Source organism: Ruegeria sp. YTSC004 (genome assembly GCF_059609805.1).
Genome location: NZ_JBXWMJ010000017.1, coordinates 1 through 12,374, shown reverse-complemented (window position 1 = coordinate 12,374; position 12,374 = coordinate 1). Strand labels below are relative to the sequence as shown.

Genomic DNA, 12,374 nt, shown 5'->3' with positions numbered 1-12,374 from the left:
CAGACAAGCATCCTTTCGCAGTTTCGCAAAGCTTAAACTTTCCAGAAGACGAAGATGCCCCAACCGATGGACAAAAACAGCGGCGTCCAAACCGGTTGCCCAACCAATCCGAGCCAGGCCAGAAAGATGTAGGCAGCCCCGAGAAGCGTGATGAAGAGACGATCGCCGAGCGTGGTGGTCAGACCCAATACGCCGCGCCGCTCAATCCCGTCGCGATATTTGAAGCCTTCGAGAACGCCAATCAGCGCGATGGCTGAGAATATCCCAACGAAAACTGCAAGTGTCGCAGGCGTCCAGGCCATCCAGAAATCGGGCCACAAAGGGTCGGTCCAGGAAAATCCCTTTTTCTCTTGTTGGCCAACGTTGCCCCATCCGGTCTGAGCCTGAGCCAAGGTTGTCGTAGGTAGGAAAGGGAGGATGAGAAGAAATTTACGCATATCGAACCTCACACACGACCCATCGCGAAACCGCGCGCGATGTAGTTGCGGACAAACCAAATGACGATGGCTCCGGGGATGATGGTCAGGGTTCCGGCAGCGGCCAGCAGGCCCAGCTCGTACCCGGCGCTGGAGGCAGTACGCGTCATGACGGCCGCGATGGGTTTAGCCTCCACTGCAGTCAGGGTTTTGGCCAACAGCATCTCGACCCACGAAAACATGAAACAAAAGAAGGCCGCGACACCGACACCCGCTTTGATGTTCGGCAGGAAAATCGTCACGAAGAAACGTGGGAACGAATAGCCATCCACATAGGCGGTCTCATCCAGTTCTTTGGGAATGCCGCGCATGAAACCTTCCAGGATCCAAACAGCCAACGGCACGTTGAACAGTGTATGGGCAAGTGCCACGGCCAGATATGTGTCGAACAATCCGATAGACGAGTACAGCTGGAAGAAAGGCAGCGCAAACACCGCAGCCGGAGCCATACGGTTGGTCAGCAGCCAAAAGAACAGCTGCTTGTCACCAAGGAACCGATAGCGCGAGAACGCATAAGCGGCGGGCAAGGCCACACAAACGGAAAGCACCGTGTTGATTGTCACGTAGGCAATCGAATTTATGTAGCCCCAATACCACGTCGGATCTGTGAAGATGGTGATGTAATTCTCCAGCGTGAAGGTCTGCGGGAACAGGGAAAAGCCCGACAGAATCTCGTTCGTGGTCTTGAAGGACATCGCCACCAGCCAATAGATCGGCAGCATCAGAAACGCGATATAGAGGATTGGGATAAGGGACCGCTTCTTCATTGCGCGTCATCCTTTGTCATCAGAGTGTAGAAGACCCAAGACACCAGCAGCGTGATGGCGAAGTAGATCAGGCTCATCGCGGCTGCAGGGCCAAGGTCGAACTGTCCCAGAGCGATCTTCACAAGGTCGATCGACAGCAAGGTTGTTGAATTGCCGGGGCCTCCGCCGGTCAGAACGAAGGGCTCGGTATAGATGTTGAAACTGTCCATGAACCGCAGCAGTACTGCGATGGTCAGGACTGTTTTCATCTTGGGCAGCTGGATGTAGCGGAATACCGACCACGGGCTGGCGCCGTCAATCTTGGCGGCCTGATAATAGGCGTCCGGGATCGACACGAGGCCAGCGTAGCAGAGTAGTACGACCAATGAAGTCCAGTGCCAGACATCCATGATGACGACCGTGATCCACGCCGACAGCGGCTGCTGCGTCATGTCATAGTTGATGCCCAAAACGTCATTTAGGAAATAGCCCAGCAAGCCGATCTTGGGCAGAGTAAAGATATTCCACATCGACCCGACTACATTCCATGGGATCAGCATCGGCAGAGCCATGAGAACCAGACAAACAGGAACCCAGAACCCTTTGCGCGGCATCGACAGGGCTACGATGATGCCCAAGGGCACCTCAATCAGCAGGATCAGGAAAGTGAACAGGAACTGCCGTCCAAGCGCAGCCTGAAACCGATCAGAGCGCAGGATCTGTTCGAACCAGCCCAGTCCCTCCCAGAAAAACTGGTTGTTGCCGAAGGTCTCCTGCACTGAGTAGTTGACCACCGTCATCATCGGCACCAGCGCGTTGAACGCGACGAGTGCCAGCACCGGCAAGACAAAGAACCATGCCTTTTGGTTTTCCGTTCTCATTGTGCCCGCTCCTCGCTTGCGATCCAGCCGTCGCGGTAGACGCGCGATTGTTCAGGTTTGAATTGCAGGAAGACTTGTGATCCCGGTTCCGGGACACTGTGTTCAGTTACTGCTTTCAGCGCTGTGTTACCGACCATGGCGCTGACCACGTAGTGACGGCCAATATCCGAGACCTTGGTTACATGTGCAGGGATACCTGTGTCACCGAACCCCACATATTCGGGGCGGATGCCCAGATCGGTGCGACCGCCATCACCATGGGTCGGACCTTCCAGCATCACTTCGTGGCCTTCGAAAACGGCGCGGTCGTCCCTGGCTTCACAGGGCAGAACGTTCATGCCGGGAGAGCCGATGAAGTGACCAACAAACGTGTGCTGAGGACGTTCGAACAGCTCGACAGGCGTGCCGATCTGAACCACTTCACCGTCTTGCATCACGACCACTTCGTCCGCGAAGGTCAGCGCCTCAGTCTGGTCGTGGGTCACGTAAATCATCGTGGCTTTGACGCGCTGATGCAGTTCCTTCAGTTTCGACCGCAGTTTCCATTTCAGGTGTGGGTCGATCACAGTCAGCGGTTCGTCGAACATCACCGCATTCACGTCATCACGCACTAAACCGCGCCCCATCGAGATCTTCTGTTTGTTGTCGGGGCTAAGGCCCGACGCGCGGGTTCTCAGTAACTCGGTGACGTCCAGCATCTCGGCTATCTCATCAACGCGGCGTTTGATTGTCGCGGCGTCGACACCTCGATTTTTCAGCGGAAAAGCCAGGTTTTCACCCACGGTCATCGTGTCGTAGATCACCGGAAACTGGAACACCTGCGCGATATTGCGTTGATCTGGCGGCAAGGCCGTCACGTCGCGGTCATCGAACAGGATCTGCCCTTCAGACGGTGTCAGAAGGCCGGAAATGATGTTTAGCAACGTGGACTTCCCGCAACCTGATGGCCCCAACAGGGCATACGCCCCGCCATCGCGCCAGGTCACGTCAATTTCCTTCAGCGCGTAGTCATCCGGGCCTTTTGGCGTCGGCATATAGCTGTGTTTAAGGTTTGAAAGCTTGATCTGTGCCATGTCAGGCTACCCTTTTGCCGTCTTGGCCGAAATACCGGCAATGGGCCGGGTTCATGAAAAAACGATGGTCTTCGCCCACCTGATAGGGATGTACACCAGCTGCCAAAGAGACCCACGCATCGTCCCCATGCTGGAAATGAGCGCTGGAATCCGACCCTGACAATTCGGTTACAATCACCCGACCGGTCAGTTCCACATCCGCATCCGAGGTGCGGATTGGTGTCACTCGGTGCGGCCGCACTGCGACCATGTACTCGCCATCGGTCATATCTGCGACCTGCCAGCCGCCTCCACCCGCCAATCGCGCTTGTGCACCGGACACGGTGACGCGGGCCACATTGATCGGCGGGTCTGAAAACACGCGCGCAGCGGCAATATTCTCAGGGTTGCGATAGATATCAGCAGTCGGGCCGAATTGAGTAACGCGACCGTCTTCCATAAGGGCGGTATATCCACCCAAAAGCAGCGCCTCTTCGGGTTCCGAGGTGGCGTAAACCACCACCGCCCCACGACCGGCAAACAGGTCGGGTAGCTGCTCGCGCAGTTCTTCGCGCAGCTTGTAATCCAGGTTGGCCAACGGTTCATCGAGGAACACGGCTCGGCTTTCTTTTGCGATGGCACGGGCCAACGCGGTACGTTGTTGTTGGCCGCCTGACAACTCATGCGGTCGGCGATGCAACATCGGGCGCAGCTGCAGCAAGTCGGCGGCCTCTTCCACGCGTCCTTCAATCTCGGATTTCGCCATCCCTGCCACACGCAAAGGTGAGGCGATGTTGTCAAAAACAGTCATATGCGGATAGTTCACGAAGAACTGGTGCACGAGGCTGATCTGCCGCTTTTGCGTGTTCAGCCTTGTGACGTCCTGCCCGTCCATCAGCACCTTGCCTGAGGCGACCGGGTCCAGCCCGGCCATCATCTTGATCAGAGAAGTTTTGCCCGATCCCGTCGCGCCCAGCAGTACATTGAAATGGCCGGTTTGCAGCGTCAGGGTCGTGGGCTTGATATGGATAACGTTGCCAACGCGTTTGGTGGCATCTTGTAGTTCGATCATGTCCGTGGGTTCCGGTTCTTCAGTGCGTCGCACTGGCCTTGAGGTGGGGATGCCTAAAGCGGCATCCCCGGGTTTCAATGGCTTATTGAGACTGCCAGCGCTGAACCAGTTCGTCATAGTTGACGGTTTGACCCTGCGGCTTTTCGTTCTCGAGCTTGGCTTTGGGCGAGCCTGCTTTTTCCAACCAGAACGACGCATCCTGCGGCTCGTTCAAGCGGGGACCACAGCCACCGTAGACACCGGCGCTTTCATCCGCGGCCTGCATGCGGGCCATGGTGATGTCCATCTCTTCAGCCAGACGGTCCATCGCCTCTTGCGGGGTGAATGCGCCCGAGTTCACGTCACCGATCTGCTGCCACCAGATCTGGGCCAGCTTCGGATAGTCCGGCACGTTGATGCCGGTCGGCGACCATGCCACACGATCAGGCGAGCGGTAGAACTCGACCAGACCACCCAGCTTGGGTGCGCGTTCGGTGAACGACTCGTGGTTGACCGAGCTGTCGCGAATGAAGGTCAGACCCACATGGGACTTCTTCACATCGACAGTTTTGGACGTCACGAACTGGGCATAGAGCCAAGCCGCCTGAGCACGATCCGCAGGGGTCGACTTCAGGAAGGTCCAGGAACCCACGTCCTGATACCCAACCTTCTGGCCGTCTTCCCAGTAGGGGCCGTGCGGGCTGGGCGCCATCCGCCACAGTGGCGTACCTTCGTCATCCACGGTGTTGTTGCCTTCGGATTTCGGCTTCACCATGTCGGCGGTAAAGGCGGTGTACCAGAAGATCTGCTGGGCCACGTTGCCCTGGCTCAGCGCAGGCAGAGACTGGTAAAAGTCATAAGACGCCGCACCCGGAGGAGCGTAGTTCCGCAGCCATTCGTCCCACTTACGGATCGCATAGACCGCAGCCGGGCCGTTAGCAGCACCGCCGCGCGATACCGAAGCACCGACCGGGTTACAGGTGCCAGCTTCCATACGGATGCCCCATTCGTCGACCGGGATACCATTGGGTTCGCCCACATCGCCAGCACCAGCCATCGACAGCCAGGCGTCGGTCATACGCCAGCCCAGGTCAGGCGCGCGCTTGCCGTAATCCATGTGGCCATAGATCGTGGTGCCGTCGACTTCTTTCACGTCGTTGGTGAAGAAATCGGCGATGTCTTCGTAAGCAGACCAGTTGACTGGAACACCCAGATCATAGCCGTACTTTTCCTTGAAGGCGGCTTTATTGGCCTCATCATCGAACCAGTCCTTGCGGAACCAGTAGAGGTTGGCGAACTGCTGGTCGGGCAGCTGATACAGCTTGCCGTCCGGACCGGTGGTGAACTGAATGCCCATGAAGTCATCCAGATCCAGCGTCGGCGAAGTCGACGCCGCCCAATCACCGCCCATCATGTCGGTCAGCGGATAGGCCAGTTGAAGACGCGAGTGCGTGCCGATCAGGTCGCTGTCATTGACATAGCCATCATACAGGTTCCGACCTGTCTGAAGCTGAGTCTGAACAGCCTGAACCACTTCGCCCTCACCGAGGATCTGGTGATTGACCTTGATACCGGTGATTTCCTCGAACGCCTTGGTCAGAACCTCGGATTCGTAGGAATGTGTCGGGATGCCTTCGGACAGGACGTTGATTTCCATGCCAGCATAAGGCTGTGCAGCTTCAATGAACCACTGCATTTCCGACATCTGTTCGTCTTTCGACAAGGTCGATGGCTGGAATTCGTCGTCGATCCAACGTTGTGCTGCGGCTTCGTCGGCCCAAACGGGACCGTGCCCCGCAATGACGGCAGCAGCCGCCACTGCGGAAAGTAGATGTCTCCGCATCTCTTTCCTCCCAAAAAATTATGGTTTTCCGGCGCAAACCGGATAGCAGACAGCATCAGCGATTTTTTGCGCACCTGTCAAACTAAATTTTTAGTAATTAAATGAGGCCCCTGGAAGCAATTGAATTTTTTAACTTTTTTTGCAATTCATGAACTACAAGTGGACGGTATTTCATCTTAGGCCTGAGGATGCGTGCAGGACACTCGTATTGCTAGTGTTCATGCGCGTCAGAGCCTGATTCCTTCCTGTGACGCTGACAGCCGCTTCTAATTTAGAAGACTTGTTGAGTCCCGGTGGAACAAATCACCAGATGTTCTAACAACCTACCTACCACATCGGTCTTTTCGCGTTGTCATATATTACGGCCGACAATTGGAGGCTAAATCAATATAGTTTTGGTTTTGTTACACCCATCCTTGAAATTCTAGATGAAAGTCAACTTCGTTTCTTACAGCGTTTACCATTACTTTGGGTCAAAACTCGGATCAGGAGGTACGCTGTGACAAACTTATTGGTCGCATCGAATGTCGGCTTTCACATGACACACATATGAAACAAGAGAGCGAAGCGAATATCTTGTGTGGATGGCTCCTGCATAGCAAGTCCTTTTTGATCTGATTTGTGCATTTGTCAGAAGCAGTCATGTGTCCTGCCTGTTTGCGCGGTTTTGACCGCTAGCCCTGATGGGTTCCGCAAACCAAGTTCCTATCAGCTTTACGGACTATTATGCTCGCGCCATTCGGCGGAGTTTCTTGGCTTTGGCGGCAGACTTATGCACCATCATCTCGCGGGTCTTGCTAACTCGATGTTCCTTTCGTCTCAGGCTACAGCGCGTGGGCTGTAAAGTTCGTTGCGGGTGAGCACTGCCCGGACGATCCGGGCAGTCTTATTAGCCATTGCGACAGTTGCGACCAGCGCAGGTATGCGTTCGAGTTGTTATGTCAGCCACTTGCTGGCGCGTTCAGGGTGTGACCGTGTCTGTCGGACTAATGATGTCATGCCGACGACAAGCAAAGATCGCAGATACTGATCGCCCACCTTGGTGATCCGCCCCAGCTTCTCCTTGCCGCCGCTGGATTTGTTTGCGGGGGTCAAACCCAACCAGGCAGCAAATTCCCTGCCGTTTCGGAACTGATGCCCATCGCCGATGCTGGCGATAATCGCAGAGGCCGTTACCGCACCGATGCCCGGGATTGTGCGCAACAAGCGCACCCGTTCATCTTCTTTGGCCACTTGCTTCAGGCGTCCTTCGTACCAGCGGACCCTTTTATGCAAAGCCATGAGTTGTTCGCACAGATTGTGGATCACTTCATTGGCGATGTCGGGCAAATCGAGAACCTCACCAAGTGTGATATCCTCAGAAAAGCTGATCACCCGGGCGAGACCTCTTGGAATGAAGATGCCAAACTCAGCAACCAAGCCACGCAGATTGTTGATGAGTTGCGTTCTCTGGCGCACTAGAAGATCGCGGGCACGATGGAGTGACAGCAGAGATTGTTGTTCGACCGTTTTGGTGGCCACAAAGCGCATGGTCGGTCGGGTCACAGCCTCGCAGATGGCCTCGGCATCGATGGCATCCGACTTTCCACGTTTGACGTATGGCTTTACATACATCGGCGGGATCAGTCGAACCTCGTAGCCCATTGCAGTAAGTTCGCGGGCCCAATGATGCGCACTACTGCACGACTCCATGCCGATTAAGCAGGGGCCCGGTTTTGCAAAGAACGACAGAAATTGCGCTCGTCGCAATGGCTTGGTGAACACGACTTCTTCGGTCGCGGTGATCCCGTGGACTTGGAAACGTTCTTGGCCAGATCAACGCCAATTGTGGCGACTTGCATGGGGTGGCTCCTCTCATAAGCAGATTTTGAAACCCGCATTATGGCGCATTGCGACGCCGGTTGGAGCAGAAGCCATCCACCCCATCAGAATTGGGCCGCTCGTGGCAGTATTTTCAATTGCAACAAGGTTCGGCCAGAGGTGGGCTACAACGTTCAATTCCGAACCCGCTACTTCCGGCCCGGTCGCTATTTAGCCTTTGCGGACGCCAGCCTTTCCATAGCACTTTTTAGGGGCATTGCCCGTACTCCCCCCGGCCCCGGCACTTCCTTCCCGTCCGCATAGACAAGTATGCGTTCTGAGACGTCCAAATCTTCTGTCGCGATGTGAAACCCGCGCGTCACCTTGGCAGATGTCGTCCGCTTGATCTCTATGGCCCAGAGGGCGCCTCGGGGAAGCTCCAACATCAAATCAACCTCAGCGCCTGCGGAAGAGCGATAGAAGCTTGCTTCAGTTCCGCGTGCCGCAGCGGCGATTAGGCTCTCGATACAGAAGCCTTCCCAACTGCCTCTGACAACCGGATCCCGGTAGATCAACTCTAACCCAAATCGAGGCCTTCAAAACCTCCGATTGAAGCGTCGCGATCATTCATGCCGGATAACAACCTGATCAAGCAGGATCACAGGTTCATCAAGCGTCGCATATGCCACATGTGCGGGTTCAAGTCGTTCGCTTCAGCGGCCGCAACGCTCGACGGAATCGAAGTGTCGCACATGATCCGAAAGGGCCAACTTACGCCCGAACTTTGTCCATTTCAGCAGTTCGCTGAGCTCGCCACCTGACTCACAAGCGATTGCTCAAACAACTCAACGGGCTCAAACCTTGGCGACAAAACCGATCGATGTCACTGTGCCCTTAATTACTGGACGCAGAAACATTGCCGGACATTTGGTCCGATTTTGTGCCTTTAATTCTCGTATATCCACAGGATAGCGGCGATTTTTTGCAACGGTGCGATCCGCACATCCGAGCAATTCCGCACTGTCCACAACACTTTCTAATCGGGCGCCAAATTTGGCGATACATCCCGTGCGTCAAGGAGAAGGCTTCTTCCCCTTGTCGCGGTTGGTTCAGATCAACCATCTCATTCGATTAAAATTTGATGCTGCCCTTGATAAAGGCGCTGTTGATGCGTGTATTGTCCGAGAACCGGCCCCGATATCCAAGCTGAATGGATTTTTCGCCTTGGGTAAAGAACGTCACCCCCGCTTCGACATCGGCAAACAGGTTGTCGGCATCTGTCGAGTTGGTGAAATCAGGTCCATCGCCAAGACGTGCCGTTACGGTTGTATCCGTATTGTTGAAATACGTCGCCCCGATTTTCCCGTATGCACGCAGCGCCAGATTTTCGCGGATCTGCCGGTCCTGACCGAACTCCAGTGACGGGCTGACCGAGAAATAGGTCTCGCTGTTGGCGTCAACGGACAGGCCAGTTGCTGACGTCCCGGATTCCGTGAATCCGTCACGCTTAACGCGCGTCAGGTTCAAATCCAGCATAGGTTTGAGATAACCCGAGCTGCGTTCAATCAGATATGCCGCTCGTACCTGTGCCGACAGATAATCGACGTCGTAGTTCGATGTGTTCGATGCGTTGAGGCCGCCGAACGTGACGGAACGCGTCGTGTCGAAATCGCCCACACCGCCAGCGATTGCCCCGGACAAGGCAAACCGCCCGAACGTGCGCTTCAAACTCAGGCCGACCGAATAAGAGTCAAAATCACTATCGACGCCGGACGTTGAGAAGATATCGCCAGATTCATACGCCAGGGCAAACCCGGCAAACCAATCGGACCGGAACTCAAGCTGGCCACCCACGCTGATCCCGTAGGACCGGCTGTCGTAGCCGACAGAATCCGACGTTCCATCCTGATCGAAATGCTGGGTCTGAGGCCGTGCCCAGAGGCAGCTGCCTTCCGAGATGGCGGCGTATTCCACGCCGGTCACTTGGCACGAAAACAGCTGATTGGTGAAGTTCTGGGCGTTGACCAGTGCGGTGCTTTCACTGCTGAGAATACCCGCCGCGCCAAGTTGGTCATACGCTTCTTTCAATTCATTGGCGTTGGACACTTCGTTAAGCAAGGCGTTGGTTACCGGGGCAATGTTCTCATCCCCGTCTTCAAAGGCCGCATCAATTGCATTGGCGGTGTTGCGCTGATTGGCGTTTAGCCCAGCGCCGGGAGCGGCGAAGTTTACGTTGGTCGCCAGGACCACGTCATTTGCATTGGGGAACTGCAGTTCAGCCTGCAGGATTGGGCTGATGGTGAAACCATTCAGAGTCACACCTTCGTTCGCCGTGCCACCTTCCGCAGTCAAAATTGTGAATTGCTGGGACCGGGCCGACCCGTTCAATACGTTGACGTCCACGGTACCGTTCAAGGCTGCGGTTTCTGAAACGTTCAAGCGGTCCGCCGCGCCGCTATCCAAGTCGAGATCGACGGCGAAGCGGCCACTTTCCCCCTGCACCAGTCTGCCTGTCACACTCGTGGTTGCGATCGTTCCCCGCCCACCCGGAGATAGCACCCCGTCATTGGTCAGAGCGTTTCCTGCACCCAGATTGACAACGCCACCAGTGTTGAAAGTACTGCCAGCCTGGTTGTTGAAAGCATTTGTGCCTTCGCCCAGCATAATAGCACCGTTGGCTGTTGCGGTCAGTGTTCCGAAATTGTTGATCGTAGTGTTACCAGCGCCTCCGATCACAGCAGATCCACCCAGCGACGACAGGACAACCTCACCCGCCGTATTTAAAACATTCGTTGCACCCGCGGCCGAGTCGAAACGTACGGCCGAACCATCACCTGAGCCACCTTGGACAGTTGCACCATTGATGGAGACAGTGGACGTATTCATAGCTGAGCCTGTGACACGGATACCGCTGGCGCGTGCGCCCTCTGCCGAAATGTTGTCGCCGACTCGGATCGCAGTGTTGCCCCGGCCAGGGTTTTGAACTTCAATCCCGTTTGATTGGTCGCCGCGGGTCAAGATTTCGCCGGCGGACTCGATTTCAACAGTTACGGCGGTGTCACTTTCAATTTCGATGCCACGGATTTCCGCAACAATCCCGTTGGCGTCGACCCCAGCGGTTTCAATCCTGCCCGTATTGTTAACAGTAACATTCCCGACAACAGCTTCCTTGCCCGCTCCGATCCCATTCGCAGACCTTCCTGCAGTAGTGATCGCACCATTGGACTGGATTTTCACTTCCCCATCGCCGTTCAAACTAAACCCGACAATGCCATTGGATGCCTCTGCCTGTGTGGCGATAACGCTGTCCGAAGTTATGACCGTATCGCCCCCCTCAACGTTCAAAACCGTGACGCCGGAAGAAGATTCACCTCTTGTTGTGATATTCCCGCTGGTATTGATCTCGACGTTCCCAGTGCCCGATTTACGGACGAGAATTCCTGACGCGTTGGAACCGGCCGTCGTGATGTTTCCGGTTGCAATGACTCCGACATTATTGTCGGCATCGGGGCTAAACGAATTGATGTCGATTCCGCTCGCCGCATCGCCCTGCGTATCGATATTTGCAGCCACATCGACAGAAATGTCCCCGACACCTTGCGTGCGCTCGGCCATGATCCCGTCGCCATTGTTGCCTGAAGTACTGATTTCACCCAACGCGCGGATCGCAATGTCGCCCGAGCCTCCCTGCTGTTGGGCACGGATTCCGTTCGCGTCTGCCCCTGATGTCGAAATGGTTCCGGTCGAGGTAATTTCGATTTCTCCGTTTCCGGAGCGGGTCGCAAGAATACCAACACCGGAGTTATTCCGGGTTGTGATGTTTCCTTGTGACGTGACCAAAATGTTACCATCAACGTTCCGCAACATTTGGGCCTCTATGCCTTGGTTCGCAGCCACGATGTTGCCGGTTTGAGTAATGTCGATGTCGCCGTTGCCATCGTAGCGAGTAACAGAAATGCCGCTGTTTGACTCCGATGTAATATCGCCATTGGATTGGATGGTAACACTGTCACCGTCGGTCAAAACAGAAATTGCTTCCTGACGGGAAGTCAGGTCGCCAGTACTGACAATCTCAATGTCTCCCGTTGAATACAAGTCGACGAACACGGCATTACTTCTTGCGGAGATATCACCGGTGTTTGTTATCGTGACGTTGCCGTCGCCCTCGCCTTCGTCGGGAACGAGCGCACTGATTCCGTCCCCTTCGGCAGTGATTGTGCCGTTCGATGAGATTGTAATATCACCGGTTGTTTCAGCGTCGATCCCGTTATCTCCAGCGGTGACGTTTCCGGTCGATGTGATTGTGATATTGTCAGTTGCGGCAGCTTCAATTCCTCCGCCGCTTGCGCGTATCTGTCCGGTTGAAGTGATGGAGATGCTGCCGTCTTCGGTGGTGCCATCCAATCCGTCATTCCTGTTGGTCGTAACATCGCCCGTTGATTCAATCGTGTCTGACGTCAGCACCAATGGGACAGTTTAAGTAGATTTGATAAGAGAGGGTTTCTGGCTCATCGTAACCGCCAAG

At 55.3% G+C, this 12,374-nt stretch carries 8 protein-coding genes and 2 pseudogenes; 1 reads left to right on the top strand and 9 read right to left on the bottom strand.

Going from position 1 to position 12,374, the window contains the following annotated elements; translation table 11 throughout:
* Positions 1–32 precede the first annotated feature (32 nt).
* From AC2FFP_RS21165 to AC2FFP_RS21130, 8 genes and pseudogenes are all read right to left on the bottom strand, one after another.
* Positions 33–437 carry a DUF2160 domain-containing protein gene (locus AC2FFP_RS21165; protein ID WP_496770635.1) on the bottom strand — a complete coding sequence of 135 codons (405 nt, stop codon included), beginning with the start codon at positions 435–437 and terminating at the stop codon, positions 33–35.
* Positions 438–445: 8 nt separating this feature from the next.
* Positions 446–1,243: a carbohydrate ABC transporter permease gene (locus AC2FFP_RS21160; RefSeq protein WP_058274621.1), complete on the bottom strand. Its 798-nt coding sequence runs from the start codon at positions 1,241–1,243 to the stop codon at positions 446–448.
* Positions 1,240–2,103, bottom strand: a complete 864-nt coding sequence (locus AC2FFP_RS21155; RefSeq protein ID WP_058274620.1) for a carbohydrate ABC transporter permease — start codon at positions 2,101–2,103, stop codon at positions 1,240–1,242. Before AC2FFP_RS21155 ends, AC2FFP_RS21160 begins: the two co-directional genes overlap by 4 nt.
* Entirely contained in the window at positions 2,100–3,176 is a 1,077-nt protein-coding gene (locus AC2FFP_RS21150) for an ABC transporter ATP-binding protein (RefSeq protein WP_496770637.1), read from the bottom strand. Before AC2FFP_RS21150 ends, AC2FFP_RS21155 begins: the two co-directional genes overlap by 4 nt.
* Position 3,177: 1 nt before the next feature.
* On the bottom strand, positions 3,178–4,227 hold the full coding sequence (locus AC2FFP_RS21145) for an ABC transporter ATP-binding protein (protein ID WP_108859744.1): 1,050 nt from the start codon (positions 4,225–4,227) through the stop codon (positions 3,178–3,180).
* 82 nt (positions 4,228–4,309) lie between these two features.
* Positions 4,310–6,049, bottom strand: a complete 1,740-nt coding sequence (locus AC2FFP_RS21140; protein WP_496770639.1) for an ABC transporter substrate-binding protein — start codon at positions 6,047–6,049, stop codon at positions 4,310–4,312.
* Positions 6,050–6,868: 819 nt separating this feature from the next.
* Positions 6,869–7,890 (bottom strand): annotated as a pseudogene (locus AC2FFP_RS21135) (IS110 family RNA-guided transposase).
* A gap of 186 nt (positions 7,891–8,076) precedes the next feature.
* Positions 8,077–8,424, bottom strand: a complete 348-nt coding sequence (locus AC2FFP_RS21130; RefSeq protein ID WP_496845273.1) for a DUF4143 domain-containing protein — start codon at positions 8,422–8,424, stop codon at positions 8,077–8,079.
* Positions 8,425–8,487: 63 nt separating this feature from the next.
* Here AC2FFP_RS21130 and AC2FFP_RS21125 point away from each other — a divergent pair.
* Positions 8,488–8,670: pseudogene (locus AC2FFP_RS21125) on the top strand (DDE-type integrase/transposase/recombinase); the annotation flags it as partial.
* A 310-nt stretch (positions 8,671–8,980) separates the two neighbouring features.
* On the opposite strand, the gene AC2FFP_RS21120 reads toward AC2FFP_RS21125, so the two are convergent.
* Positions 8,981–12,253, bottom strand: coding sequence for an autotransporter domain-containing protein (locus AC2FFP_RS21120; RefSeq protein ID WP_496881476.1), 3,273 nt, complete (start codon positions 12,251–12,253; stop codon positions 8,981–8,983).
* Positions 12,254–12,374 lie beyond the last annotated feature (121 nt).

Bases quoted from the DNA above. Each gene is read 5' to 3' on its own strand.
- AC2FFP_RS21140 (WP_496770639.1), bottom strand. From the start codon at position 6,049: ATGCGGAGACATCTACTTTCCGCAGTGGCGGCTGCTGCCGTCATTGCG.
- AC2FFP_RS21150 (WP_496770637.1), bottom strand. From the start codon at position 3,176: ATGGCACAGATCAAGCTTTCAAACCTTAAACACAGCTATATGCCGACG.
- AC2FFP_RS21155 (WP_058274620.1), bottom strand. From the start codon at position 2,103: ATGAGAACGGAAAACCAAAAGGCATGGTTCTTTGTCTTGCCGGTGCTG.
- AC2FFP_RS21165 (WP_496770635.1), bottom strand. From the start codon at position 437: ATGCGTAAATTTCTTCTCATCCTCCCTTTCCTACCTACGACAACCTTG.
- AC2FFP_RS21160 (WP_058274621.1), bottom strand. From the start codon at position 1,243: ATGAAGAAGCGGTCCCTTATCCCAATCCTCTATATCGCGTTTCTGATG.
- AC2FFP_RS21145 (WP_108859744.1), bottom strand. From the start codon at position 4,227: ATGATCGAACTACAAGATGCCACCAAACGCGTTGGCAACGTTATCCAT.